The sequence below is a fragment of the Microbacterium sp. 05T445 genome (assembly GCF_056395865.1).
This window is the reverse complement of the sequence record NZ_JBFTKJ010000001.1, coordinates 277,983-303,807: the sequence shown is the minus strand read 5'-3', so window position 1 is coordinate 303,807 and position 25,825 is coordinate 277,983. Positions and strand designations below refer to the sequence as shown.

Below are 25,825 nucleotides of genomic sequence, written 5' to 3'. Positions count from 1 at the left end.
GGTCTCCCTCGATTCAGTAGGTCAGCGCGGGTGCGTCACGACTGTCGGGCTCGGACGACTCCTCAGGGTTGTCGAGATCACGCCGTGCGAATCTGATCATCAGCACCACGTTGATCACCAGCAGCAGCACGTAGATCGCGTAGAAGGCAACGAGGCTGAGGATGATCTCCGTCGCGGACACGGTCGGCGATACGCCGTCCGCCGTCCTCATCAGCCCCTGCACGAGCCAGGGCTGACGTCCGCTCTCGGTGAGCATCCAGCCCGCCGTGTTCATGACGAACAGGAAGGGCACCGACCAGGTCGCCACGACCAGGAAGACCCGCGATCGGGGCAGCTTCTTTCGCACGGCATGCCACACTCCCCAGACGGACAGCAGGAAGAACAGCGTGCCGAGATACGCCATGACCCGCATCGACCAGTACTGGATCTCCACCGGCGGCAGGTAGTCGCCCGGGCCGTACTCCGCCTGGTCCTGCGCCTGCAGCTCGTTGAGACCGACGACTTCGCCGTCCCATGAGAGCGTCGCGAGGATCGACAGCAGGTGCGGCACCTCGATGATCTTGATCGGCGTCTCGTCCGAGCTGTCGAACCCGCCGATCTGGAAGAGGGAGAACGAGCACGGCTGACACGTCTCCCACTGCGCCTCCGCCGCCGCGATCTTCATCGGCTGATAGGTGGTCTCGATGACACCGAGCTGGCTGCCTACGGCGAGTTGCAGCATCGACGCCGGCAGCAGCACCGCGAGCGAGAGCAGCGCGGACGTCTTGAAGGTGCCGTTCCCGCGCCTCAACTGCCATGCCGACACCGCCAGCATCACGACCGCACCCGTGACGAGCGCGGCGAGGATCACATGGATGTAGCTCCAGATGAACACCGGATTGGTGAACAGGTCCCAGATGGACGACAGCACCGGACGTCCCGTGTCCGGGTCGGTCGTGTAGCCGACGGGATGCTGCATCCATGAGTTCGCCGCCATGATGAACACCGCAGACAACATGGCGCCGGCGGCGACGAGCCACGCCGAGAGCAGGTGTACGCCACGTGGCAGCACCTTCCACCCGAACACCCACAACCCGAGGAACGTCGACTCGAGGAAGAACGCGGCCAGTCCCTCCATCGCCAAGGGGGCCCCGAACACGTCGCCGACGAACAACGAGTACGCCGACCAGTTCATGCCGAACTGGAACTCCTGCACGAGACCCGTCACCACGCCGATCGCCACGTTGATGAGTAGCAGGGTGCCGAAGAACCGCGTGAGCTTCTCGTACCGGACCTCTCCGGTGCGATACCACCTGGTGTGCAGTACGGCCATCAGCAGCGCCAGACCGATCGTCACCGGCACGAAGATGAAGTGGTAGATGCTCGTCGATGCGAACTGCATCCGAGCGAGGTCGGTCGCATCCATGTGATCACCGCCCTCTGATTCCGAGGTGCCATAGGGGTCGGGAGTGCCTGCATGCACGGCTCATCGCAGCCCCCAGGTTCCGCGCCACGTATCACCGGGCGCCAGTTCGATCAGGTCCAGGCCGCTGCGGAATGCATCGGGCAGGCACGTCATCGGCTCGATCGCAATGCCGCCGCGGCGGCGTTCGGACCCCGTCACTTCGTCGGCGGTGTAGACCATCAGGTAGCGGTAGCCCTCGTCCACCCACAGTTCGACGGATCGACCGCGGTCGGCGGTGTCGAGCCGCGCAGTCGCGCGTCCGTCCGCGCCGCGTATCAACGCACCGTACGCGGTGTCCAGCTGTGTCGTCCCGATCGGTCTCGAGTTCGTGAAGTCCTGGGGCGTGCCGCCCACGGGTACCAGGTGCGGGGTCTGTGCCGGGATGTCGGGATCCAGGAAGGTCGCCGCCGGGACCGTCAACTCGAGGGCGTCGACGGTCGCGGTGCCGAGGGTCAGGTAGGGATGGAAGCCGACACCGAACGGTGCAGACTCGTCGCCGGCGTTCGTGGCCGCGAACGTGACCGTGAGGCCGGAGCCGGAGATCGCGTACGTGATCTCCAGGTCGAGTGGCCACTCGTAGGCGGGCTGCGGACGGAGGGCGCACGCGAGTGTGACGCGGTCGCTCGCATGGGCCACGAGCGTCCAGTCGAGCCATCTCACGAGCCCGTGGATGGCGTCGTGCCGGCTCGGCTCGTTGAGCGGTGCCTGGCAATCGTGTCCGCCGTAGCTGTAGCGGCCGTCGGTGAGGCGGTTGGGCCACGGCGCCAGCACCTGGCCCCGGCCGTCGGTGGAGCGCTGGTCGCTCGGGAAGCCGTCGAGGACATCCAGGCCGTTGACGGTGACGACGCGGAGCGTGGCTCCGACCTGCGTGACATGGCCGCGAGAGCTGCCCGAGGCGATCTCGTACTGCTCACCGGACGGATAGCGCATCGGTCAGCCCTCACCGCCGCGGAACGCCGAGCCGCACGGCATGCCTGCCAGGTCATCCCTGTTCATCACCACGTGGTTCTCCGCTCTCGGCGCCATCCGTGTCTCCCATCGACTCCTGACAAGTCAGCTGAGCCGCGCGAGCAAGTGGTCACCGACCCGGAGGGCGTTCGCCATCGCCGTCAGGGCAGGGTTGACCGCCCCGATACTGGGGAAGAAGCTCGTGTCGACGACGTACAGGTTGTCGACCTCATGGGCCTTGCAGTTGCTGTCCAGCACCGAGGTGGCGGGGTCGTCGCCGAAGCGCACGGTGCCTGCTTGGTGTGCGCAGCCGGCGATCGGGATGTCGTTCTTCATGTAGATGTCGCGGGGGATCAGATGGTCGGGGTGCATGCCGAGGTGGCTGAGGTGCTTCTTCACGCGGCGATAGAGCTGCTCCAGGGGCTCGCGGTTGTTGGGCGTGTAGCTCAGAGTGACCTCGCCACCCTCTCCCACCGTGACTCGGTTGTCGGGGTCGGGGAGGTCCTCGACCGACAGCCAGAAGTCGATGGCGTGCTCGGCCATCTCATCGAGGGCGAGCATCGGCGCGAGCTTTGCGATCGGCTTCTCGCCTCGGTACATGGGCGCCGACGACTTTCCGACCATCTGCACGTTTCCCATGGGGTACTCGAAGTCGTCGTCGCCGAGGTACCAGTCGTTGAGCCCGAGGGTCTTCTGGAAGCGGGTGTCGTTCTTCTCCAGCGATATGGCGAGGAATGCCCGGCTGTTGTGGAACACATAGTTGCGGCCGACCTGGTCGGACCCGTTCGCGAGTCCGTTGGGGTGACTGTCGCTGGTGCTCGAGAGCAGAAGCTTGGCCGAGTTCACCGCGCCGGCGGAAACGACGACGATCGACCCGGAGAACCGCTGCTCCTCCCCGTCGACGTCCGCGATCACCGAGGTGACCGACCTGCCCGTCGGCCCCGTCTCCAGTCGCCGCACCTCGGCGTTCCGGATGAGCGTCACGTTCTCGTAGCCCAGGGACGGCCGGACGGCGATGACGTCGGCATCGGACTTCGCATGCAGCAGGCACGCGAACCCGTCGCACGTCGCCGTCCTGATGCACGTGCTGAATGCCGGATTCGTCTCGTCGAGCATGATGCCGTTGGGGGAGTGGAACGGGTGCAGACCGACTCTGAGGAGGTCATCGAAGAGCTGCTGGATGCGCGGCTCGTGGGAGACGGGCGGGAACGGGTAGGGCCCGCCCGGCGGGTCCGACGGGTCTTCGCCGCGCAGACCGTGCACCTGGTAGAGGTCCTCGGCCTGCCCGTAATAGGGCGCCAGGTCGTCGTAGGAGATCGGCCACGCCGGTGAGATGCCGCCGTGGTGACGGAGCTCGCCGAAGTCCTGCTCTCGCAAGCGATAGAGCGCTGCGCCGTAGAACTTCGTCGCCCCGCCCACGAAGTAGTGCACCTGCGGCTGGAAGGGCTTGCCATCCTTGTCGTACCAGGTGTCCTTCGAGACATAGCGGTTGCGGACGAAGACTTCGGTGGCATCCCAGTTCTGAGGCTCTCTGGGCAGCCAGTCTCCGCGCTCGAGGATCAGCACCTTCCTGCCGGAGGGCGCGAGCCGGTAAGCGAGAGTCCCGCCGCCGGCACCCGACCCCACGATGATCACGTCGTACTCGTCAGCCATGATTTCCTCCTCGAGCGGATTCGCCGGCGTCCTGCTCGCAGCTGGACGCCCGCGTCAGGTCGTCAACGACAGCTCCTCGAGTCGGTCGGCGAGGATGATCCGCGCGGCCGCCTCGATGAGCGCAAGGTGGGAGAACGCCTGCGGGAAGTTGCCGAGATGCCGCGCACGGTCCACCTCGAACTCTTCGGCGTAGAGGCCGAGCGGGGAAGCGATTCTCAGTAGACGCTCGAGGAGATCGGTGGCTTGCCGTCTCTCGCCGACGATGGAGAGCGCCGAGACGAGCCAGAACGAGCAGATGAGAAAGGTCCCCTCCTTTCCCGACAGACCGTCGTCGGTCTCGCCGGTGACATAGCGGAGCACGAAGCCGTGCTCGGTCAACTCCGACGAGATCGCATCGACGGTGTTCCTCATTCGCTCATCGCTGCCCGGGAGGAAGCCGAAGATCGCGGCAAGCAGTGTCGAGGCGTCGAGCGCATCGGTGTCGTAATGCTGTCGCAGCACTCCGCGGTCGCTCACGCCGTGCTCGAGGATGTCGGCGCGGATCTCCTCAGCCGCATCGGCCCACGACTTCTCCAGTGCCAGGTCCTCGCGGATGCCGGCGAGCTTCGAGGCGCGATCCAGCGCGACCCAGCCCATCAGCTTGGAGGACACATAGTGCTGCGGGGCCCCTCGGGCCTCCCAGATTCCCTGGTCCGGCTCGCGCCAGGACGCGAGCGCGTTCTCCGCTTGCGACTTGACCAGAGGCCAGAGTCTGCGGGGGAGGTGCTTGTTGCGCCGGGTGTGGAGCAGAAGCGAGTCCAGGACCGCACCGTAAACGTCGTTCTGGCGTTGATCGAAGGCTCCGTTGCCGATCCGGACCGGCTGGGCGCCCTCGTAGCCGGAGAGCTCGTCTCGGGTCGACTCGGTCAGATCGCGACGTCCGTCGACGCCGTACATGATCTGCAGGCCCCCGTCGGGGTTCGGTTCGAGATCGGCGACGAACTGCATGAACTCGTCGGCCTCCCAGTCCAGGTTCAGGAAGTGCAGCGCCTGCAGGGTGAAGGTCGAGTCGCGCATCCACGTGTAGCGGTAGTCCCAGTTCCGCTCTCCACCGGGAGTCTCCGGCAGCGAGGTGGTGAGCGCCGCCACGGTGGCGCCGGTCGGCATGTACGTCAGCCCCTTGATCGTCAGCGCAGAACGCTCCAGAGGGTGCCGCAGCGAGTGGTCGGGGATGCGGGCTCTCGCCAGCCATCGCCGCCAGAATGCCACGGTGCGCTCGATCCGCGCGGCGGCGTCTGCGACATCCGCCGGCGACGCAAGCCCATCGGCCCAGGACACCGCGCAGAACGCCTTCTCGCCTTTCGAGAGCGTGTGTCGTGCGCGGGCGGCGCCCCCCTCCAGTCCGATCGACAGGTCAGTGCTCAGCCGGAACGTCTGGCCGCCCCCCACGGCGTCAGCCGCGTGCCCGTCATCCCCGACCAGCGTCCAGTCCGCGGGGACACGCCCGTAATCGAACGCCGGCTCGCACACCAGCTCGACTTCGACAGATCCCTCGAGGCACTCCACGAGCCGCACCAGCATGTGCTCGGCGTCGTCGTCTGCCGGCGGCCTCGTGTGGGGCGTGACGTGGTCGGCGCCTTCTCGAGATCCCATCGTGAGGGCATCATGGACCAGCAGCCAGCCCCCGGGCGTGTGCCAGGTGGTCGTCATCACGTTGGTGCCCGGCACATAGGAGCGCTGCGTCGGCATGTTGATGCCGTAGGGGCCGAAGCGGAATGAACCCGCGCCTCGGTCGAGCAGGTTGCCGAAGGCGCTCGCCGAGTCGAACGCGGGTACGCAGAGCCAGTCGACCGACCCGTCCGGCGCGATCAGCGCCCCGGTGTGGCAGTTCGAGAGGAACGCGTAGTCGGCGATCGGCGGGAACGGTGATGCCGAGGGGCTCATGACGCGGCCTCCTGCGTCTCGACGATCCACGGATTCTGCCAGCCGCGGTGGTGGGCGATCAGGTCCTTCGCGGAGTCCGGTCCCCACGTGCCGGGAGCGTAGGGGTACACGGGCGGCGGGGCATCGATCAGCGGCTGCATGATCCGCCAGTTCTCGTTCACCACGTCCTGTCGCTTGAAGCGGCCGGAGTCTCCGACGAGTGCGGCGTGAAGCAGCACTTCGTAGGGTGTCGGACCTTCGCCTCCCTCATCGGCGAACTCCGCGTCCAGCGTGATGCCGGCGGGGCCCGTCCCGTCGGCGCGGTGGGCGTCGATGATCAATCGCGCCCCGGTCGACGGGTCCAGCTTGATCACGAACTCGCCGCGCACGGGCCGCCGGTCCTGGCTGTCGCCGAGCCCGACGTGGACCAACGGGGGCTCGCGGAAGACGACGCGCACCTCGGTCTCGGTGACCGGGAGGCGCTTGCCGGTCCTGATGTAGAACGGGACGCCCGCCCAGCGCCAGTTGTCGATCTCGAGCCGCAGTGCCGCGTAGGTCTCGGTCGTGGAGCCGGCGGCGACACCCTGGATGTCCTGATAACCGTCGTACTGACCGCGGACGTAGTGCGCAGGGTCGGCGGCCTTCACGGAGCGGAACAGCGTGACCACCGCGTCGTGCAGTGCTTCCGGACCCTGCGTCGAAGGCGGCTCCATCGCGGTCGCCGCCACCACTTGCATGAGGTGGTTGACCACCACATCCCGCAGAGCCCCTACGGGGTCGTAGAAGTGCCCGCGATCCTCGACGCCGAAGTCCTCGGCCATCGTGATCTCCACGCACTCCACGTACGTCCGGTTCCAGAGCGGTTCCAGGATCGTGTTCGCGAAGCGCAGGTAGAGGATCTCCTCGTACCCCATCTTCCCCATGTAGTGATCGATCCGGTACAGCTGCGCCTCGTCCACGGACTGATGCAGCTCGGCCGCAAGCGCCTTCGCCGACTCGATGTCGTGCCCGAACGGCTTCTCGACCACAACACGCGCGGCAGTGGTCAATCCGGCCTCGGCCAGGCCTTTGACGACTCTGCCGAAGAGGAACGGCGGGATCTCCAGGTAGAAGACCGGATGCTTCGCCCCGTCTATCGCTTCGGCGACGCGTTGATAGGTGGCGGCGTCGCCGAAGTCCCCCTGGACGTAGGAGATTCGCTCGGTGAACCGGGCGAAGACCTCCTCGTCGAGCTCTTCGCCGGTGGCGACGATCGAGTCGCGTGCGCGCTGCACCAGCTGGTCGAGAGTCCAGTCGTCGCCGGCGACGCCGACGATGGGGCAGTGGAGCAGCCCTCGACGTTCGAGCCGGTAGAGCGATCGGAACGTCATCACCTTGGCGAGATCACCGGTGATTCCGAAGACGACCAGGACGTCGGCGACCGCCGAGAACGGGTCGGATGTCGAGGGTGCAGCCGAATCGGCCATCGCTGCCTCCATACTCGTGTCAACCTTGGCGCCACCATCAAACAGGCATCTCGAGGAGGCGGCGACACCCCAGGTGGATGAAATCTGGGGAGCGCGGCACCGTCTGCAGTGCGCGTGGACGATCGTCGGCCGTGCGGGCACGACGCGTCGCGAGGGAGCGGCTAGGGAGGCTTCTTCGACTAGTCGCGATGCCCCTGGAGGGACTCGAACACGTTTTGAGCATTTTGCATATCGACGTCGGACGACAACTTCCGCGGAATTACGCGGGTTTTCGAGACAGCTGCGACATTCAGCGACGTCCGAAAACAGCCAGCAGCGAATGGAATGCGGCCAAAACGTGGCCACGAGTTGGCAGTGGGGGAGAGGCTATCCGACCCGTGCCAGAAATGAATGCGGCCAAGACTGTATTGGCCAAGAGCATGAGGGGTCGATTTTGGGCGATTTGCACGCATGGGCACACATTGCTTAGCAATGTGCAAAGATGCGGTTTGATGCGTTTCGTTGACGTCAGCGCCCTAGCGAGGGGCCTGACGGAGAGCCCGGGAGCTGGTGCGGGCGGGTCTGCTGCTCTTCGTCGGCGCGCATCCGGTTGTACGTCTCGCGGGTGATGAGATCCTCCGCGAGCCCGGCTTCGCGAGCCCGCGCCATCATCCGCGTGGCCGTGCTGACGCTCACGCCGAGCTGGTCCGAGACGAGCTTGAGCGGCGCGATGTTCACCGTGGTCGCGATCCGGTACAGCCGCACCGCCTCAAGGACCGTCTCGCCGTGCTCGCGATCTGATGCGTCAGCTTGCAGGTCGGCGAGGTACTCGCTCAGGAAGACCGGTTCCCCCTCGTCTCGTTGCACCGTCACCACGCGGAGTGCAGACCGCTGGACGATCTGCAGCACGCTCACATCCCGCAGCAACGCGGCGGTGACTTCCTCGCCCTCGCCCAGTCGATCCACTCGGACGGATGCGGCGACCGACCGTCGCAGTTGCTGGTCGTAGACCACGCCCACGCGGATCGCACCCAGATTGTCGGGCTCGCCGGTCGCGACGGCATCCCATCTTGACGGCATGTGGACGCCGTCACCGACATGAATCCGTTCGGGGTCGATCGCTTCGAGGAAGAGCTCGCTCACATCAGCGAGTGTCCCACGATTCGGACGCGGTGAGCAATTCATGTCGCGCTTTGCTCACGGAGGGAGTACGGTGTGCGCAAGCGATGTCACGCATTGCTCACGGGAAGGAGAAGGCAATGAACAAGTCCACGAACTCACTGGCACTGACGATGAAGGATGCCGCCAAGCTCGTCGGCGTCGACTACCGCACGATCAAGCTCGGCATCGAGAGCGGGACGATCCCCACCGTCCAGCTCGGCCCGCGCCGGATGATCCCGCGCGTCCCGCTGCTGCGCGCCTTCGGCGTCGACGCCTGATAGCGGCGCGACGGGCGGTGCTGCCCATCGTCCAAGCAGCCGGCACGGACGGCATGATCCCCAATCGGGCAACGCGCGTAAGCGGGACGGCGCGAACGGCCTTCGGGCCGCTCGTTCGGCAGCCTCATACGGGGAACGCGCGGACGGGATCCCGGCAGCGTTCGATCGCATCCCCGGCTGTGAATGCCTTCAGCGAAAGAGGCCGAGCATGCCGACGGTGAGGGTGGCCAACATGGCGAGCGGGCTCAGCATAAGGGCGAGCGCCCAACTACGACGCCGGTTGCGCGCGGCCGTGACGGTGTTCCGAAGCTCTGCGAACGCGGCGAGGTCGGCTGCCGGGATGTTGGGATGACCCCAGGTGGCCGGGGCGGATGCTATGCGGCTCAATTCGGCTACTTCGTCAGCTCTGAGCACCGCCACCCTGCTCTGCAGCCATCGGGGCAGTCGTGGGGCGGCGAGGACGACGACACGCTCGGGTCGTTCGCGGATGGTGAGTCGGCGGGCCGCGACGATCGCGATGACGGGGGTGAGGTCGACGGGTTTGCGGGCCGCTTGGGTGAGGAGTTTCGCGGCGCGTCGCGCTTCGAATTCGGCGTTGCGGAGATGGTCGGTGCGTTGCCCGTTCACGAGGAGTCGCCGGGAGGCGACCCACACGTTGCCGCCTTCGTGGAACTTCGAGTTGATCGTGAAGACGCCCCCGGGGCCAATGACGATGTGGTCCAGGTCACTGCCCGCGCTGCCGACGGGCACAGCGTGCATCGCGAACCACTCGGGGCCGAGCTGGTCCAGGAGTCGGGCGACCTCCAGCTCGCCGAGGGCCCCCAAGTACCAGGGTCGGCTTTCGGAGTTCAAGGGGCTGCGGCCGAACAACCGCTGTGTCCCGGTTCGGGCTGGTACGGATGATTGGACGCGAAGGGCCTCGGCGATCACCGATGACGCGGGAGCCCGCAGACGAAGCACGTCAGGATGCTCGGGGTGCTGCTCTGTGGGCTTCACCACTGGGGAGATCTCTGTGGGCGGCGTGACTACCGGAGCGCACTCAACGCACCGCACCGTCCGACGATTGCGCTCATAGATCGCATCCGTTCCCGCGGTCAGTGTTGCGCCGCACAGCTGGCAGCGCCCGGTGTATCGGAGCGGCAGACGCCGGTCATTCGTGTCGTCGATCGGCTGCGGCATGGCCAGATTCTATGAGCGACCTGACGACACTCAACCAGGTGCATGACCGTGAGGCGCCGAACGCAGTACGGGCGGTGCTCTCATCGGGGAGGCAGCGCGGGGCCGCCCCGCTAGTGTGAGGCGGCATGACGGCTCTCGTATGGGTGATCGCCGGGCTCGCGGTGGTCGTGGTGGCCATGGCCGTGTGGGTATCTCGGTTGCAGCGATGGTCAGGCGTCTACCGAGCGATCATCGAGGCGCACACCCGCGCTCTCGCCGCGCAAGGCAGCGAACTCGCGCAGCTTCGAAACGACCTGCTCGAGGCGCACACTCGACTCGACCGGCTCGACCCGCAATGACCGTCCACGTTCGAGATGTCGGTCAGGACGGTAATTAATCGGAACCGCCAGCATCCTCGTACGCAAAATGAGCGTGGGACCTGTCCATCACGGGCGTCGGCCATTGGCGAGCTTCGATAGCCCCGTTCGTGCACAGCCAAGGTCGACCGTACCGAGCGCTGACGCTACGATCGGTAACACTAGATCGCTCGCACAGGCCCGCGGGAAACCGGACGGGCTGGCGAGATTACGACTTGGGGCACGTGATGCCGTGGCTCGAAAGATGCCACGACAAAGTACCGCTGTCACCCGCGGTCGTTCCTGTTTCACGACATGGAGCCGCGGTGACCACATGCCCGAAAACCCCCTTGCCATCCCTCTACTCGGCTGGCCGCGCCTTGCTCGCGGCACGGGCCCGAATGCTCGAGCAGGGCCGCGGCCGCGCTGTTGTCGGCGTCCATCCGTGCGCGCATTGCCGCGCATTCCACCTGACTTCGGACCCCAAGTCGGCCAACTCATCTTGGACCCGTCGCGCCCTCGATCTCGCGCGCCGATGAGGATGCAGCGCCGGCCCGACGATCCCAAAACGGGCGGCCTCGCATGCACCGCTGGCGCAGCGGCAGAGGTTGATCGGGTGCGTTGTGAGCGGACGATTGCTGGGTGTCGGTCTCGCGCGGGCTGCTCCGACACGATCGGATCCTCTTTGTTGCACGCCGTCCGCCACACCAAGGGCCTGTCGGAGTCGACCGCACCAGACACCTATAGCCTTTGCTCATGCAAGGGGTGGCCGACTGGTGGGATGGCGTCGCTCATTGGTTTGGGTATCGCGAATGGGTGTGGGGAAGTGCCGCTGATTGGGTCGCCGCGATTGGCGCACTCGCGGCCTTCTCGTTCGCGCTCTATCTCGCATGGGACGAAGTCCGGAGGAGCCGCCGCTCACAAGCGGACAAGGTCGCGACGTGGATGAGCCACCGCCAGAACTCGGAGACGGGCGATTGGGACACGTTCGTTGAGGTGTACAACGCCAGCGAGGTCCCCTTACTTGACGCGAAGATCATCGCCGAGCCGACGTTCGGCGACGTGTATGTGACTATGGCCAAGGAGAAGAAGGGGTTCGTCGGCGTCAGGCCGGGTCAGAGGATTACCCGCCGCATCCCGCGTACCAAAAGGCCGCAGGCGTTGCCTGTCTACATTCGGCTGACAGACGCCAGTGCGACGACCCGGGTTCGCGACCTCAGGACGAATGAGTATGTCACCGGATGACGGGGTCGACGCACGCTTCGTCGACTCGACCGCCTTCGAGCTGAGTACGGGGCCCGCACGACCCCGCCAAACTCAGAGAGTCCGCCGTCCTCGTCCTGAAATTCGCCCGCGACGCGTCATCGGAGAGCCGGAACGGTTACACACGCTCACCGTCGACGAGCGCGACCAGCGGCATGCGCCGACGCTACGTCCTCAGCGAGACAGGCGCGCTCAAGGTGCACTGTTGACCGGTACTCTGCGGCGTCTGAGGCGACGACCACTACAGTCGTCCCATGGGGCAAGCTCAGCACTTCGAGCAGGGTCAGAACTGGCGGGCAAAGAACACGGCAAGCGTCCGGCTTCGCAGCAGTGACGGACGCAAGCACGCCGTGGCCCTCCGCCAGGTGCCCGTCTCTCTCACCGACGAGCAGATCGCCGCAGCGGAGCGGACTCGTGCGATCGCGCGAGCGCGCGCGGAGGCGCAGCTCGAGGCAGAGAAGGCGAGACGACAGGCGACGGCCCGCAAGCAGCAGGCGGTAAGGAAGCGAGCCGAGCAGGAACTGCTGGAGCAGCGCCGCAACGCAAAAGGCAACCCGTCACGGAAGCTCTCCAGTCAGAGCCGCAACACTCAGAAGGACAAGGCGCCGGGGAACACCCCCGAGGGGTGGGTGCCCGCAAACCGCCGATCGGACTACAAGGATCCAATGGCGCGCGCGAACGACCCGCGCCGGCTGGGCCCAAACCTGCCTAAGACAGCGAAGCAGAAGCGGCGGGTCATCCGCCCAGGAAACTAGCGCCGCCGAGCGGGTCGTCGGAGCCGATTCCGACCTGAACCGCACACGACGATCAAGTGCGGTTCCAATCTCAGCTGACCCGGAACTCCCAGCCCCGTCGTCGAGGGCAGCCTCACCGGGAATCCTCGAACTCGTCGACCAATCTGCGAACCCACAGGGCGCGCGAACGGAGCCAGTCAAAGCTGAACATCGACGCAACCAGCACCGACCGACCGGATCCCTATTCGGGCAGTATGCGTTGACGGGACGCCTTCGGGCACGCACTCCGCTGATCTAGCGCGCGAGAACGACAAACGAATCTGATCCATCGTTTGAGGTACACGCGAATGTCTGCTCCACCTCCGGACAGTGACTACGACGGCCGTGCCGCCAAAGTCGCCAGATTCCGATCGTTGTGCGCAGCGTTTGCCTCGGCGGAACCTGGTTCCCGGGCCGAGACATTGCGCGCGGACAATCGATGTATCGTTTGCCCTGCGACCCGGCTTTGGCAGAGCCGAGCCTGATCCAAATAGGACTCTGTTTCCCGAAAGGAAATTCTTTGGCCGGCAAATTGTATAAGTACCTCGCCCCTGGCCTCGCAGGCAAGGCGCTATCGCAAAATGGGGCCACTCTCAAGTTCTCCCTGCCGAGCGAGTTCAATGACCCTTTCGAGCTATTTCTCACCATTGACCGCAACTCTCCTCCTGAAACTCTCGCTTTCTATGAGGAAGTGATCGGAGAGATGCAGATGATGCCCACAACATGCTTCTCACGTCACCCTGATGTCGTTCCGATGTGGGCTCACTACGGACAGAACGGGGAGGGGTTTGTCATTGAGGTAGATGAGGGAGCTCTACGTGCTGAACTCGGCGACTCCTGCGCTATTCAGGACGTCACCTACCGCGACTCGCGAGACGAGGACCTCGCTCAGTCTCTCGCGCGGGCTCAATTTCGCCAGAAGTTCAGGGATATCTACTTTCTCCGCAATAGTGTGTACCACGCCGCATACTTCACAAAGGCCTCATGCTGGTCGTACGAGAAGGAGAGGCGTCTCGTCCTTAACAATGCGAACGACCTCGTTCAAGTCGATGGAGCGTCACTCCTTTCGATTCCGCCCCATTGCGTGACCGCAGTGCTCCTTGGCTCGAACACTGACGCCGAAACGCAGGCTAAACTGCGCTCCTACGCCGCGGATATTGGTTGCGAAGTGTATGAGTGTAGGATCGGGCGAAACAATCTAACCCCATTCTTCTTGGCTTCGGACGGTTCGTCTCGCGTCTTTACGGAAGGGGCGATCTCAGAACCCGAGCACGCTTGCGAGGTGTGCGGCGAGCCTCTTGAAGAAGGCGATCGCTGCTCATGGTGCAGGATCGAGGATGCTGATCGTGACTTTGCGGCAGCAAGTAACCCTTGGCGATTCCTTGCTGCTCATGGGCTCTTGGAGGATTACATCGATTCCATGAACTCTGTTGGGAAGGTATAGTCGCTCGAGACTGCTGAGGGTCTCGGTGGCTCTCGTTGTGAACTCGCGGACGTGACCCGTGTGGCCACGATGGCTCCGAACTCGATGCGCGTCAACCTGCCATGGAGTCGTTGCGGACTGATCGAACAACCGTCCCCAACAAGCTGCGGAGAAGTGATCAACTGTTGCGACACTCGCGCCTTCTAACCCGACGCCGACACCGATCCCCCTGCGTGCAGTGCTCGTTCGAGGAGCCTTAGCGGGCGGGCGGCAGGGTGGGCGTACCGGTCAGACCGTCGCAATCACCGACGACTACCAGGGTGGTCCAGATCGGTCCGCAACCCCGGTCCCGCCGAAGATGTCGCGGACAACATGGAGTGAGGTCGGCGTCAAGCCCCGCGCCCGCTTGGTCGAAAGTCTTAGGTGCAAGAGTCCCAGGTAGTAGCAGCCGGCGCCCGGCCCGTTCCGACCGACCAGACAAGTGTCGCCTCGCCCGCGTCGATCCTTTCTAGCGCCGCGGCATACCAACGGCTGTAGTCGACGTCGCCAGGGTGGCGGTTGCTGAGAACAATGGACTCACCCACGTCCAAGTAGGCCTGGCATACGTTGTCGTCCGTCGTCATCACGACGTCGACGTACGAGCTGTAGACGGAACTGGCGGCCACCCGTAAACCCCAGGATTCGATGTAGCCGGATTGCGCATCACCAAGCGTGAGAGTCCCGGTGTCGACGCGCTCCGTAGGCTGTTCGGACCCTCGGATTGGCGTCGTGGCCGGACTTGGCTCTGCAGTCGACGGCGCGGACGCGCTCGAGGTCGGGGTCGAAGTGGTCTGAGTTGGGATGCTCTTCGTAGGTTCGTCTCCCTTGTCCTCGTCTGCGAGAGTGGGCCGAATCTGGAGGTAGGCGAGAAGAAGCCCCACGATGATGGCAGTGGCGCTCAGGCCTACGACGAAGGGCGTTCGGTGCTTCCATTCGCTCAGAAGAACCGCGAGCGACGTGCAGAGGACGACCGCACAAGACGCGAACCCAATGACGAGGAGGAACAGGATCGCATTCTCGAATCGGAGCTGAGTCAGCAAGATCGCCAGCCCGACAACGCCAATTCCCGAGATCAGGGCAGTGATCGCCAAGCGGGTCTTTCTTGATGTTGGTCTGGTTGCATTCTCCGCATCGTCGCGGGTCGAGTGGGCCCCGACGATGCGGGCACTCTGCCGTCCATCGTCGGGCTGCGCGTCACTAGGGTGAGATGCCTTGCCGATAGCTTCCCCTTCCGAATGATCGGACTACGGCGCCGACCTCCAGGTTCAACAGCAGTTACACCAGCCGACTACGCGACGACGAGTCCATCATCGATTGTCGGATTCCAGACGATTCGAGGCTTGCAGACCTCGACGCCCTCGACCCACTCGCCATACGGGAAACGCTCGTCGTAAGACATGAAGTAGTCGGCTTTGCGGCGTACGGCGGTCGCCAGATGGACAGCATCGGCTGAGCGAAGCCGGTAACGCCATGAGAGGTCGACTGCATAGCGCGAACTGACAAGGTCGAGTTCGACCCATTCGGCGCCCACCGAATCGAGGAACCGTTCAACAAGCGATTCCGCGCTGGCCTGATCCGGAGTGGTCCCCCGCCATGCCGCGATCTCCACAGGGAGAAGCCGGGATGCGATGAGCTGGATGTCGCCTCGCTCCGCAGCGGTCAACACTCGCAATGAATCCTGCGCGTGCTCTTGGCTCAGGAGCACGTGAAGAAACACGCACGAGTCCACGTAAACCTTGGGCGTCGAATTACCGGCCACGCTGCTCCTCGATGAACTCAGAGATTGACCGCTCCGACCTACCCAAATATCCCTGAAGTTCGCTCGCCGCTACGCGGCGCGGCGCCTCTATTGGCGAAACGCGATCCGCGTCGATCCGAATTATCTGGCCACTCCCGTTCCGCCGCACGATCCCGTCGACCAGTACTCTCTGCGAGAAGCTGTCCAAGTAGGCCTGTACGTCGCTCGACCGAACGTTGCACGTCACCGCGTTGCCATGATCGGGTCGAAGACCGATCTGCGGGCTGCGGCCGCGAGCGCTGATCTTGTCGAGACGCCCGATGAGCGACCCGTACGCTAGCGACGTTGGCGCAATCGCGCGATGAGCGTTCTCGCGCACCTGATGGTCCAAGGCCACCGGCTCAGACTCTCCACCAGCTATAGCGATCTGAACGCTCGTCAGGCCGGTGGCCGGGCGATCGGTGAAGGAACTTACCTTCTCGACGCGTTGCACCACCCGCTCGGTGAAGACCTCGGGAATGGCCGCACCGTGCTGGAGGCCGCGCACTCCACGGACGAAGGTCTGCGACGCCCGCACTGCGATGTCGAGGGGCTGTCCGGTGGTCTCGTCTGGCCGGAGCAGAATCCGCGGACCGAATTCCCGCCATGACGTATCCGAGATGAACCATGCAGTCCGACTCTTGGGGTCCGGATCCATGAGTCGATCGACCTCCTCTAAGGAGTAGGTCAGCTCCTGGAGCGCGGAGGTGTACGCCCGCGGCGTCACCCCCTTTGAGCTAACGCCGAGGCTGATCTCGAGAGCCCCAAGCATGGCTTCATGCTAGAGCCAACTTGAGCGTCGGCGCTGACGGACGCGATCCAGCCGACGACGTTGGTACACTGACTGCGAGGGCGATCGTCCGGTAGGGTCCCGGGGCTCACGACCCTATCGTCCACAGAGTTGGGAGACCCAGGTTCGAATCCTGGCGGTGCCACCACTTGGTGCTGTAGCTCAGCGGTCTAGAGCGTCCCACTTTTCTTCAGCCGTTCGATGGCGTCTCTGACCTCGGCCCCGGTGAGCTTCAATGCCTCGAAGCCACCGCGAAGATATCCCACCGCACTTCGGGGTGCGCTCGGATCCTTCAGCGACTTGCCGCTCTCTGCGAAGTATTCGCGGACAGCCATGTCCGCCCAAACTTCCCTTGGGATGACCCGTTGCAGTCCGAGGTTCAGGTCGTACGCCAAACGCTTCTGAACTGCGAGCGCGCCAATCAGCCCTGGGATACCGAGCGCCGCTGAATCACCGATCACGGGAATGCGGAATTCCTCGCCGGTGAGATCCGCCCAAGTTGCCTGCTGTGTCGGCGTGAGCGACGCGTAGCGTGTAACGAGATCTTCGCGCACCAATCCAGCAGCATGGGTGTAAGCGTTGCGAATCTTGCGTGTCAAATGGAACAGCGCGAGGGCGTCAGCGTCCATAGCGTGGCCGGTCCGTAGCGAGAATCTTTCGTGCATCTCCTCCGAGTTGACCCGGCTGTCACCGCTCGTCGCCTTGTCGAGCGGAATCAGCATTCGAATGCAGGAGCGGACGAAGTCCTCGTGTAGCCCGAATGTGAAGTTCAGCGCCATCGCGCATACTTCGCCCTCGGCATCTTCGAGCAACTTTCCGGCGCGGTCCAGTCGCTGGTTCATCCGTTGAACGTGAGGAAGATGCGGGTACTCGTCTGCCAGGAGCGTCTTCTGATCGTCAGCTTGCGCCAACGTTTCGACGGCAAGCTTCGACCCGACCAGCAATGCCCAGACCGTGTCACTCGCTTCCACTCGCCGGCGTTCGAGGTATCGGAACTCTCTGAACTGGACCTGGGGGAGCGTGCGGTACTTGCTCGTCATTCTCAAGAGCTAAACATGACCGCAAGGAGGCCGGCGAACGAGCCATCGCTTCGGCACCTGTGCCATTGCCCGAGGCAGCCGTCGTAGCGGACGCTGCTCGCAGGTACCTAGAGCGCATCTCGATCCCTTCGCGCCGCGGACCACCGCCGTTCTGGAGTCACGGAATACTGATCGGGTGCTCACTGCTGCCAAGACAGTCGCAACTGTTGACTGGTCCTCGTTCTGGCCCGACATGATCGTCGCGATCTTCACTGGCCTTTTTGTCGCGGCGGCTGTGATTTTCGCAGAGCGGCAGATATCTCGCCGTGCCGCCCTGCGCGAGAGCGCGGATGCGCAGCGGCGTGTTGTCACGGAGGCCGATCGATGGATGCGAGCAGCGCTGATCTACAGCTCGGACTCGCTCATTCCCGCCGATACAGACTTCCAACACGTCCAACGACTTGTGGGACAAATTCCACCCGGCACTTCCCGACCCTTCAGCCCAGAGTTCGGTGTGCTGTTCGATTACGTGCGGCACTGGGAGGCGATGGTTGCCTCAGCCAAGAAGGTTGAGGTCCTGATACAGGCGAAGACCAACACTCCCCGGATGATGTTCGACACGCTCAACCGGTTGATTTCAGGGCCGCTGCCAGCGGGCCCGCTCTGGCAGAAGATCTGGGCCGACTTCGGCGGAGTGGAGAAGATTCACGACCGCGACCTTCAGGCATTCACGGAGGAGTACATCAAGAATCGGGTGAACGTGGAACAGCACTGGTGGGCATTCGCAGAGTGGCGCAAGGAATGGGCGAAGGCAACGCTCAGGGACATTGGGGCTACCTTGGAAGCCCTCGATCACGGTCGCTGGGCACGGTGGCGCGTACGCCGAAACTCCGAACGCACTGCCCGACAGGCGCTCGCCGACGCAGAACGATCGGCTAGCAAGATCATCCGCGCAATCCCGCGAAAATCCGAAGCAGTACTGGTCTCGCTATTCGGCCAGGAATCTCGCTTCCGATTCTGAGCGACCGAAGCCGCTCGGGACGCTGCGAGCCTCGGCGCCCGGGGCGTACACCTTTTCGGTGAACTACTCCGGCGGTCGCACCATTCTTCGCCGACCTTCGGACCGGAGGCGTCTCACGCCGACGATCCCGAGCCCATCTGTTCATGGTGACAACAACCGTATGCGTGGTGACGGGCCGCCAGCGGCGACCGCCCGGAAACTGGTCGTCTCCCGCGCCATTGAGGCGATCCAGGCATGGCTTCGCCGTCCCTCAGCCCAAAAGTCGGCGGTCCCGGTTCAGACTGCGGGATGATCGCAGGATGAGAGACGCCAGGGTGACCGCGCCCCGGGACGCAGTGCTGACCTTCCTATTGGCCCTTGTCGTCGCGTTCTTGGTTGGCCTATTCCTGTGGCTCGGTGGCTCAAAGCCGATCGGCACGGTGCTAATGCTTCTTGCCATCTACGCTCTCGTGTTCACCCTCGTCGGCCTCGGCGGTGTCGTGCTCGCCGGCCTTCCGAAGCCTGCTCCGTTCGCGGAGCGCAACCTACTTACCGCGCGACTCGCCTGGACAGGACGATCATTGTGGGCCGCGACTGTCCTCGCGGCCGGCGGATACTTCGGTGCGATCATCGCAACGGACCTAAGCTTCGAAGCCTCCGCTGACGCGCCCAACAGAATTAGCTACCTGGTTTCGATCGCGGTGCTAATCGCCGGATTCGCAGCGGTCTTCGTGCTCGTTCCCATCGCGTTCGTCTCAGGTATCGGGTTGCTGCGTGCTGGGCGAAAGGCGCGGGCGAAGGCGCTTCGCAAGGTGACGAGTCGTCACGCCCTCTCCGATTCGTGGATCCATCACCTCGCTGCGCCCGTCTACGCCTGGGCCGCGCTCTTCGGGCTCGTCACCGCCGTGCCGCTGGCATACGCACTGCTGTTCTGGATCACTGTCGCGCTGGGCGTTTCGTACTAGGCAATCCTTGTGGAGTCGACGGGTAGCCGGTCGAACGGCGCCACCTCGCGCGCAGCAATCTAGCCGCGAGAAACGGCGAACACACACGATGGGCGCACCGCCGAAGCGATACGCCCATCGCGTGCTGGAGTGCTAGCGCACTTCGAAGGACTTCTTACAGTTCGAACACTGCCAGCTCCCCATCGAGAGCTTCGAGAACGGCCCGTAAGTCGCGCGGCAGTGGGGACAGGTCACCGTGAACGGGCGGCTAACCCGACGCGTCACCATCGCTCACCCTCAGTGCTTCGTCTTGTCGACGAGCTTGTACGTCATGTTCGGCTTCGGGGTGGGAGGCAACGGCTCCCCCTTCGTCACCGTGCGCTCCGCTCCGGCTCCGCCACGCGGACCGAACTGCTGGTACTGACCGGAGTGAGGGGCGGTCTGCCCCGGGCGGAAGCCGCCGTTGTTGGCCTTAGCCATAATTCCCTCCAAGGGAACTTGTAGGACACGTCCAACAGACTTGCTGGACGCCACCGGCACGCGTACCTTGGAGGAAGTTTCCCCACCAGAGGAACTCCGGCCCTCAGATCAGTTGCTACCTGACCTGGGGGCTTTTTCCGTGGCTGCTCGCCGACACACCAATACTAGATGTGGGTGCCGACATCCGATAGCACCACAAGGGCTAGTAGTTACATCGGTGTGATCTTGCACCGTTATCCCCATGTTCTACACAGGTTGTCCACCGATCCATCCACAACCCATGGTTCACAGAAAACAGCAGGATGACGCGGAAAATGAGACCCGCCGTCCCATCCGTCCACAGGTGGCGAAGCTATGAGTGGGCGCGTGCGAATTCTTCGGTGGACGGCGTGTCTTCGGCGTGTCGCAACGACCCGCACCTAGAGTTTCTCGCTCGAAGTGCCACCCCGTCATAGCTGGTTTGCAATGAGCCCAACCAAGCACGTCGTCCCGTTCGTCTTCGGGGCGCATCAACATCGCCGTGCGTCCGGCACGGGTGAATGGGCCATGAGGGCTTCGGGCGGATCGGGTCGTGGGCGTGAGGGTCTGTGGTGGGGTCGCCCTGGGTCGCGATGTCAGGATTCGCGGAGCAGGTCGGTGAGCTCGGCGACTCGGGACGCCCGATAGTCGGTCCTTCACCAAGACAGGCGAGGACATGTCGCGAGCGCCTTTCATGACGCATCCGACCTCGCCCGAATGGCCGGGCCGAAAGACTGCCCACTGAGCGCCCTGCGGATGGGACGCCGCTACATCCCGATGCCGCGCCCCGCACTCGGCGCCCCAACCACCGGCCCCGTAGCCATCGCGGCTTCCCGGTTCCTCGCCGCACGCCGCACCTCCGCTTCGGCCGCGCGCACAGCATCCTGCATCGTCACCTCCGGAGTGCCGCGCTGCATCGACTCGGCGAGGCGCTCGCGGGCGGCGGCATCCGTCCGTGCGACGACGATTGCGACGTTGTGCGTCCGCCCGCGCGTCAGGCCGACGTAGAGCCCTGCGGCATCCACATCCGGCCCGACTACCGACGCGTCGGCGGTGTCGCCCTGCACGCCGTGCACGGTGGACGCGTATGCGAGCTGCAGGTGCTCGCGCGCGTACTCGATGGACACACGCGCCAGCTCGCCGCTGTCGCTCACGGAGACAAGAGACAGGTACTCGTCGCGGATGCCGCGCACGATCCACTGCGCGCGATTCTCGACTCCCGTGAGCCGGTCGTTGCGACGGGTCTGGACGGTGTCGCCGACGAGGATGCGCTGCTGCCCGATTCCCCATGCGGCGACGCGGGCGTCGAGCTCGCCCTGATCGACTCGCCGCTGCTGGATGGCGTCGTTGATCGCATCCGCCTCAGCATTCGTGCCAGATACCAGCGTCACCCGCTTGCCGCGCGCGTGCCAGTCGAAGTACGCGTCGATCATCCGCTCACGCGCCGCGTCGTGATGTTCGACCCGGTCGACGTGACCGTGTTCGGCAAGCTCGACCGCGACCGCCAGCGCACGCTCGCGATCACCCGCATCCCGCAGCCGCAGCGTGAGCGCTGCGTAGTCGGGATCACGGAACCGGTGCACCGTGTCGAGCTCGACCGCAGCGTTTGCGTGCCGGATAGCAGAACCCATCGCGCCCGCATGTCCGACCGGCAACGCCTGATGCGTGTCACCCACGAAGGCCAGCCCGATACCCTGCTCGATCGCGAGCTCGACGAGGACGTTCGCCGTCTGCAGGTCGACCATGCCGGCTTCGTCGACGACAATCCGACCGCGAGAACGCAAGACGAACTGCGTGGGTCCGCCATATACGGCGCCCGTGCTGGGATCGCCTTCTCCCACTCGAAGCCGGGTCCACACCTTCGCGCCGGCGTCGTCGATGCCCCATCGGTAGCCGTGGTCCGAGAGCAGGGCATGAATACTGGATGCCGCGGCTCCGACGTCGCGAGACGCTACCGACGCCGCCTTCCGCGTCGGGGCGACGACGAGCATCCGCCGCCGTTGCGACGTGAGCGCCGCGAATGCAGCGCGCAGCATCGTCGTCTTGCCCGCGCCGGCGGGGCCGGTCACCGTCACCAGCCCGTCCGTGCCGGCGATGGCGCACGCGGCAACGCTTTGCGACGCATCCAGTCCCGAGAGATCCTCGTTCGGTGCGAACCGGTGCAACTCGCCCGGCAGAAGGGAACGCCCCGGTTGGGCGAGCACGTCGAAGCGGCCAGCGAGACGCACCTTGGCGCGTACGGTCTCGGTCGCCATGAACGCCTTCACGTGCGCCGGCGGATCATCCGCAATGAGCCGGTAGACGGCACCCGTGGCGCGCTCCGTGATCTCGGCGATCACGCCATCGAGCCGGTCGCGCTCCGCAACGACGCCCGTGCGCGAGAGCGCGCGTATTGCGCCCGCGCGGATGTCGAAGATGCTGAACCTTCCGCCGCATGAGGTGGACCGTTCGTCCGCGTCGACGACCGCCTGTGCAGCGAGCAGATCCAGGTCGACGGCATGGAGGTCTATCGCAGCAACCGGAATGGGCACGCGAGGGGTGGTCAGACTCGGATCGACCGCTGCGATCTCGTCTCGGACGCGCGTCTCCCAAGACGCCTCATCGAGATCGGCCGGCTTGTTCGGACGCGACACCGCCCACGCGCGCCGATCGACTTGCTGCAGCGCCGCCATGCTCGGAGCAGATCCTTCATGCGCGGCCGACCATTCCGCGATCAGGCGCGCGCGGTGGCCTTCGATTTGCGCCGACCGACGCGAGACGGGGCGAACGGCGCCCGCGAGTTCGGCGATCTCGCCAGTGTCGTCGAGCGTGTATCCGTGCCGGGCGAGCGCGGCGATCCAGGCCGGATCGGTGCGGGCGGCGAGCTCGCCCTCGGCGTTGACGACGGTGTGCAGTTTCATCGCGACGCGCGAGTCAAGGTTCGACCACTTGTCGTCCGCGCCGAGCACCTTGATGTTCAACCAGAGGTGACGGTGGATGTGCGGGTCGAGCGCGCGCGAGCGCCGATGCTGCAGCTCGACGACCTCGATGCGGGTGATCTCCTCGCGGATGAGCCCGCCGTGCCCGCGTCGCGCGTTGAGCTCCGTCTGCCATGTGAGCAGGATGCGGTCACGCAGCCGGTCCTGGAGAGCTTCGAACTCGGCGGCGAGTTCGGGATGCAGCAGCGCGGCGATGCTGTAGGACTTCGGGTGGTTGAGCGTGCCGTCGAGCAGCAGGTCGGCGTCGGGGCTCAGCCGCTGATGGCCGCGCTCTTCCCCGGTGACCGGGTCGTGTCCGGTGAGCCAGACACGAAGGCCGCCGACGGTGAGCTGGTCGGAGGTGATGACGCCGTTCGCCACGATGAATCGCGAGACGGTCGAATCGGATGCGGCACTGTACGCTTCGAGCGCGTCAACGCCGGCGGAGTACTGCAGGTGAGCATCGCACGTGCCCTCGAGTGCGTAGCCGATCGCCTGTCGAACCCCTCGGGATTCGACACCTCGCTTCCATCGTTCGAGACCTCCTCGCATGGCGCCAGAGTAGGCTAGGTTTTCGCCATTATCCAGGGCTTTTTGTGCGTTGCAGGTAATTGCAGCAAAGCGGTTTTAAAGGGCGTCGTCCACCGCGGGTGCCTGCGTGCATCGTCGATCAGTGCATCGTCGATGGTGCATCGTCGATGGTTTCCTCGCGCGACGCCTCGTTCGGCGGGTTGGTCTTCGCCGTGGTGTCTGGTGTGGCCTCGGCCGGCGTCGTTGCGTGTCTCTCGTCGACTCGAAGACTCGGAATTCGTATCCCGGCGCATCGCCGCAACCCGCGCTGATGGAGGCGCTACGGTAAACGAGACGCACTCCGACGCGTGAACTGGGGATAGACGAGCGTGACCGATGACCGAGACGAGGCAACATTCACCTTCAGCTGGCTCGCCCTGAGGCTGTTGGGCAGGGGACTGTACTCGAACCCGTGGAGTGCGCTCTCAGAACTCGTCGCGAATGGCCTAGATGCCGGCGCGAAGAATGTCTACGTCTATATCGATGCTCGAGACAAGGCCAGCGCCGTTGTGGAGGTCCTCGACGACGGCTCAGGGATGAGCCGTGAGGACATCTCCACGTATGTGAAGGTAGGCCATAACAAGCGCCGCGATGCGCGCATCGCAGAGGTCCAAGATCCCCTCCCCAAGGGACGTAAGGGCATCGGTAAGCTGGCGGCCCTCTACCTGTCGCAGCACTTCTTCCTGCAGACGACTCACTCGGGTCTCACATCTCGGTGGGAGCTCGATGCGAGCGAAACGGCCGCAGACGAGAACGAGCACCCTTCGCTTCAGGCGGTGACCGACACACCGAGTACAGCGAATGACACCTTGTGGGCATCCCTTCAGTCGGGAACACGCTTGACGATGCTCGATGTCGATCTGACGGGATATGGCGCGCAGTCGATGAACGCGCTTAGTTCCCGACTCGCGAATCAGTTCCTCCTCTCCACCGATTCGGAACCCCGGATCCTCCTCGCTGTAGTGACGTCTGCGGGGGCAAGCCTCACCAGTTCACGCGTGGATTATTCGCCGGTCGAGAAGGCCATTGCATTCGGAAACCTAGCCGCCCTCACGGAAAACCTCGATCCCAGCTCTCGTGGCTACCCCGCCGACGCGGTATTTCAGGGCGCGGTCCGAGTCCCCGCAAAGGGGCTGCCTGGCGGCGAATACATTCACACACGCGAAGTCTTCTCGTTTCCGACGGATGACCCATCCGACGAGGCATGGGAAGAAGTTGCCGACGACGTCAACCTCACCAACCGCACGTACAAGGGAATACCCTTCCGGCTGACCGGATGGATAGGCGTGCACGCAACGATCGAGAGCACCGCTGCTCGCGAGAACGACTCCCGGTTCGTCCGAAACAAGTTCTACAATCCCGCTCAGATTCGCGTCTACGTGCGCGGCAAGCTAGCGAGCGATCGCCTTCTCGCACAGCTCGGCATGGCCGACACATACGCGAACTATATCGAAGGAGAAATCTCATTCGATCTCCTCGACGATGACGAACTTCCCGATATAGCGACTGCGAACCGACAGGACTTCGACGAGACCGACGGGCGCATCACCCTCCTCAAAGCGGTAGTGCGTCCTATCGTGCGCTCCCTCGTCCAACGACGATCAGCTCTCGCGACTCGGATCAACAGCGAGATCCGCCAGGAAAAGGACCGCCGAGACACCGCGAGCAAACGCCACTTCACCGAACAACTACGCTCGGACTTCGCGCAGCACCCGGAGATTCCCGAGGCTGCGAGCAATGATCTGCAGCTGGTGATCGCCAACAAACTCCAGAGCGACATCGCGCTGAAGGAGCAGTACCGCGTTTTCATTTCGCACGCGCGAGCCGACAAGCTGTTCGCGAGCTTCATCGACGACGTGCTGCAGGCGCGAGGGGCCTATGAGCACGAGATCTTCTTCACGTCGCGCACCGGTTCCACGACCGTGACGCTGGACGACCGCTCCCTTGGAGCGCTCTTGAAAGAGAACATCACTGATGCGAACACGTTGATCTTCTACCTCACGAGTAAGAACTTCCGGCGCAGTGAGTTCTGCCTCTTCGAGGGCGGCGCCGGCTGGGCCACTCGGTCGGTAAGCGAGTACCTGAAGCTGAACATGGACTTCCAGTCGATTCCCGCGTTCCTCACCAACGGCAAGTCGGAAGCCACGTTGTTGGACTCGGATGCGATCCTGCTCACACCTGAGCTGCATAACTACCTCATCGACGGGATCTTCAATCCGATGATCACGCACCTCAACCGGGGACGCGACGTCGCGGGTGAACCACAGATAGCGCCCTTTGTCCGCGAGCCATATCCGAGCGCACTTGAGCTTGCGAAGCTCGGGAGGACTCATGAGGACTATTTCGACGCGACCATCGCCGAGCATTGGAACCTCTTAGTCGATGTCGGCGTGTCCGCGTATCTTGCCGAGTACATCGCGTAGCGAG

The 25,825-nt window shown here is 64.4% G+C and carries 21 protein-coding genes; 8 read left to right on the top strand and 13 right to left on the bottom strand.

Going from position 1 to position 25,825, the window contains the following annotated elements:
- Positions 1 to 13: 13 nt before the first annotated feature.
- The 6 genes from AC1DDU_RS01375 to AC1DDU_RS01350 form a co-directional block, all read right to left on the bottom strand.
- A complete protein-coding gene (locus AC1DDU_RS01375) occupies positions 14 to 1,405 on the bottom strand; it encodes a cytochrome ubiquinol oxidase subunit I (RefSeq protein ID WP_477430837.1) in 1,392 nt (463 codons plus the stop codon).
- Positions 1,406 to 1,465: 60 nt separating this feature from the next.
- The gene (locus AC1DDU_RS01370; RefSeq protein WP_477430836.1) at positions 1,466 to 2,374 is read right to left on the bottom strand and encodes an aldose 1-epimerase family protein; all 909 of its coding nucleotides are present in this window, start codon (positions 2,372 to 2,374) and stop codon (positions 1,466 to 1,468) included.
- A gap of 123 nt (positions 2,375 to 2,497) precedes the next feature.
- Entirely contained in the window at positions 2,498 to 4,045 is a 1,548-nt protein-coding gene (locus AC1DDU_RS01365) for a GMC oxidoreductase (RefSeq protein WP_477430835.1), read from the bottom strand.
- Positions 4,046 to 4,099: 54 nt separating this feature from the next.
- Entirely contained in the window at positions 4,100 to 5,968 is a 1,869-nt protein-coding gene (locus tag AC1DDU_RS01360; protein ID WP_477430834.1) for a glycoside hydrolase family 15 protein, read from the bottom strand.
- A complete protein-coding gene (gene zwf / locus AC1DDU_RS01355; RefSeq protein ID WP_477430833.1) occupies positions 5,965 to 7,413 on the bottom strand; it encodes a glucose-6-phosphate dehydrogenase in 1,449 nt (482 codons plus the stop codon). Before zwf ends, AC1DDU_RS01360 begins: the two co-directional genes overlap by 4 nt.
- A gap of 507 nt (positions 7,414 to 7,920) precedes the next feature.
- Entirely contained in the window at positions 7,921 to 8,535 is a 615-nt protein-coding gene (locus AC1DDU_RS01350) for a hypothetical protein (RefSeq protein ID WP_477430832.1), read from the bottom strand.
- Positions 8,536 to 8,651: 116 nt separating this feature from the next.
- On the opposite strand from AC1DDU_RS01350, the gene AC1DDU_RS01345 reads away from it, so the two are divergent.
- The gene (locus AC1DDU_RS01345; RefSeq protein WP_477430831.1) at positions 8,652 to 8,831 is read left to right on the top strand and encodes a helix-turn-helix domain-containing protein; all 180 of its coding nucleotides are present in this window, start codon (positions 8,652 to 8,654) and stop codon (positions 8,829 to 8,831) included.
- 189 nt (positions 8,832 to 9,020) lie between these two features.
- Here AC1DDU_RS01345 and AC1DDU_RS01340 read toward each other — a convergent pair whose 3' ends face one another.
- Positions 9,021 to 10,010 carry a nuclease-related domain-containing protein gene (locus AC1DDU_RS01340; protein WP_477430830.1) on the bottom strand — a complete coding sequence of 330 codons (990 nt, stop codon included), beginning with the start codon at positions 10,008 to 10,010 and terminating at the stop codon, positions 9,021 to 9,023.
- 125 nt (positions 10,011 to 10,135) lie between these two features.
- Between AC1DDU_RS01340 and AC1DDU_RS01335 the strand changes: the two genes are divergently transcribed.
- From AC1DDU_RS01335 to AC1DDU_RS01320, 4 genes are all read left to right on the top strand, one after another.
- On the top strand, positions 10,136 to 10,348 hold the full coding sequence (locus AC1DDU_RS01335; RefSeq protein ID WP_477430829.1) for a hypothetical protein: 213 nt from the start codon (positions 10,136 to 10,138) through the stop codon (positions 10,346 to 10,348).
- 753 nt (positions 10,349 to 11,101) lie between these two features.
- Positions 11,102 to 11,590: a hypothetical protein gene (locus AC1DDU_RS01330; RefSeq protein ID WP_477430828.1), complete on the top strand. Its 489-nt coding sequence runs from the start codon at positions 11,102 to 11,104 to the stop codon at positions 11,588 to 11,590.
- A 272-nt stretch (positions 11,591 to 11,862) separates the two neighbouring features.
- Positions 11,863 to 12,363: a hypothetical protein gene (locus AC1DDU_RS01325; RefSeq protein WP_477430827.1), complete on the top strand. Its 501-nt coding sequence runs from the start codon at positions 11,863 to 11,865 to the stop codon at positions 12,361 to 12,363.
- 538 nt (positions 12,364 to 12,901) lie between these two features.
- The gene (locus tag AC1DDU_RS01320; RefSeq protein WP_477430826.1) at positions 12,902 to 13,825 is read left to right on the top strand and encodes a DUF2971 domain-containing protein; all 924 of its coding nucleotides are present in this window, start codon (positions 12,902 to 12,904) and stop codon (positions 13,823 to 13,825) included.
- Between the two features lie 398 nt (positions 13,826 to 14,223).
- Here the strand turns inward: AC1DDU_RS01320 and AC1DDU_RS01315 are convergent, their stop codons facing one another.
- The 4 genes from AC1DDU_RS01315 to AC1DDU_RS01300 all read right to left on the bottom strand — a co-directional run bounded on the left by AC1DDU_RS01315 (position 14,224) and on the right by AC1DDU_RS01300 (position 17,450).
- Positions 14,224 to 14,934, bottom strand: a complete 711-nt coding sequence (locus AC1DDU_RS01315) for a hypothetical protein (protein ID WP_477430825.1) — start codon at positions 14,932 to 14,934, stop codon at positions 14,224 to 14,226.
- A 197-nt stretch (positions 14,935 to 15,131) separates the two neighbouring features.
- On the bottom strand, positions 15,132 to 15,602 hold the full coding sequence (locus AC1DDU_RS01310; protein ID WP_477430824.1) for a type II toxin-antitoxin system VapC family toxin: 471 nt from the start codon (positions 15,600 to 15,602) through the stop codon (positions 15,132 to 15,134).
- A complete protein-coding gene (locus tag AC1DDU_RS01305) occupies positions 15,592 to 16,392 on the bottom strand; it encodes a hypothetical protein (RefSeq protein WP_477430823.1) in 801 nt (266 codons plus the stop codon). The genes AC1DDU_RS01310 and AC1DDU_RS01305 overlap by 11 nt, the downstream gene beginning before the upstream one ends.
- A gap of 188 nt (positions 16,393 to 16,580) precedes the next feature.
- The gene (locus tag AC1DDU_RS01300) at positions 16,581 to 17,450 is read right to left on the bottom strand and encodes a hypothetical protein (protein ID WP_477430822.1); all 870 of its coding nucleotides are present in this window, start codon (positions 17,448 to 17,450) and stop codon (positions 16,581 to 16,583) included.
- Between the two features lie 175 nt (positions 17,451 to 17,625).
- Between AC1DDU_RS01300 and AC1DDU_RS01295 the strand changes: the two genes are divergently transcribed.
- Both AC1DDU_RS01295 and AC1DDU_RS01290 read left to right on the top strand, forming a co-directional pair.
- The gene (locus AC1DDU_RS01295; RefSeq protein ID WP_477430821.1) at positions 17,626 to 18,450 is read left to right on the top strand and encodes a hypothetical protein; all 825 of its coding nucleotides are present in this window, start codon (positions 17,626 to 17,628) and stop codon (positions 18,448 to 18,450) included.
- A gap of 299 nt (positions 18,451 to 18,749) precedes the next feature.
- Positions 18,750 to 19,394, top strand: a complete 645-nt coding sequence (locus AC1DDU_RS01290; RefSeq protein WP_477430820.1) for a hypothetical protein — start codon at positions 18,750 to 18,752, stop codon at positions 19,392 to 19,394.
- A gap of 276 nt (positions 19,395 to 19,670) precedes the next feature.
- Here AC1DDU_RS01290 and AC1DDU_RS01285 read toward each other — a convergent pair whose 3' ends face one another.
- Both AC1DDU_RS01285 and AC1DDU_RS01280 read right to left on the bottom strand, forming a co-directional pair.
- Positions 19,671 to 19,853 (bottom strand): hypothetical protein, encoded by a 183-nt coding sequence (locus tag AC1DDU_RS01285; RefSeq protein WP_477430819.1) that lies wholly within the window; start codon positions 19,851 to 19,853, stop codon positions 19,671 to 19,673.
- Positions 19,854 to 20,638: 785 nt separating this feature from the next.
- The gene (locus AC1DDU_RS01280) at positions 20,639 to 23,209 is read right to left on the bottom strand and encodes an AAA family ATPase (RefSeq protein WP_477430818.1); all 2,571 of its coding nucleotides are present in this window, start codon (positions 23,207 to 23,209) and stop codon (positions 20,639 to 20,641) included.
- Positions 23,210 to 23,727: 518 nt separating this feature from the next.
- Between AC1DDU_RS01280 and AC1DDU_RS01275 the strand changes: the two genes are divergently transcribed.
- Entirely contained in the window at positions 23,728 to 25,821 is a 2,094-nt protein-coding gene (locus tag AC1DDU_RS01275; RefSeq protein ID WP_477430817.1) for an ATP-binding protein, read from the top strand.
- Positions 25,822 to 25,825: the final 4 nt, after the last annotated feature.

What these genes read in the sequence shown, in the direction of transcription:
- AC1DDU_RS01375 (WP_477430837.1), bottom strand. Translation starts at nt 1,405, where the DNA reads ATGGATGCGACCGACCTCGCTCGGATGCAGTTCGCATCGACGAGCATC.
- AC1DDU_RS01370 (WP_477430836.1), bottom strand. Translation starts at nt 2,374, where the DNA reads ATGCGCTATCCGTCCGGTGAGCAGTACGAGATCGCCTCGGGCAGCTCT.
- AC1DDU_RS01365 (WP_477430835.1), bottom strand. Translation starts at nt 4,045, where the DNA reads ATGGCTGACGAGTACGACGTGATCATCGTGGGGTCGGGTGCCGGCGGC.
- AC1DDU_RS01360 (WP_477430834.1), bottom strand. Translation starts at nt 5,968, where the DNA reads ATGAGCCCCTCGGCATCACCGTTCCCGCCGATCGCCGACTACGCGTTC.
- zwf (WP_477430833.1), bottom strand. Translation starts at nt 7,413, where the DNA reads ATGGCCGATTCGGCTGCACCCTCGACATCCGACCCGTTCTCGGCGGTC.
- AC1DDU_RS01345 (WP_477430831.1), top strand. Translation starts at nt 8,652, where the DNA reads ATGAACAAGTCCACGAACTCACTGGCACTGACGATGAAGGATGCCGCC.
- AC1DDU_RS01340 (WP_477430830.1), bottom strand. Translation starts at nt 10,010, where the DNA reads ATGCCGCAGCCGATCGACGACACGAATGACCGGCGTCTGCCGCTCCGA.
- AC1DDU_RS01335 (WP_477430829.1), top strand. Translation starts at nt 10,136, where the DNA reads ATGACGGCTCTCGTATGGGTGATCGCCGGGCTCGCGGTGGTCGTGGTG.
- AC1DDU_RS01330 (WP_477430828.1), top strand. Translation starts at nt 11,102, where the DNA reads ATGCAAGGGGTGGCCGACTGGTGGGATGGCGTCGCTCATTGGTTTGGG.
- AC1DDU_RS01325 (WP_477430827.1), top strand. Translation starts at nt 11,863, where the DNA reads ATGGGGCAAGCTCAGCACTTCGAGCAGGGTCAGAACTGGCGGGCAAAG.
- AC1DDU_RS01305 (WP_477430823.1), bottom strand. Translation starts at nt 16,392, where the DNA reads ATGCTTGGGGCTCTCGAGATCAGCCTCGGCGTTAGCTCAAAGGGGGTG.
- AC1DDU_RS01300 (WP_477430822.1), bottom strand. Translation starts at nt 17,450, where the DNA reads ATGACGAGCAAGTACCGCACGCTCCCCCAGGTCCAGTTCAGAGAGTTC.
- AC1DDU_RS01290 (WP_477430820.1), top strand. Translation starts at nt 18,750, where the DNA reads ATGAGAGACGCCAGGGTGACCGCGCCCCGGGACGCAGTGCTGACCTTC.
- AC1DDU_RS01285 (WP_477430819.1), bottom strand. Translation starts at nt 19,853, where the DNA reads ATGGCTAAGGCCAACAACGGCGGCTTCCGCCCGGGGCAGACCGCCCCT.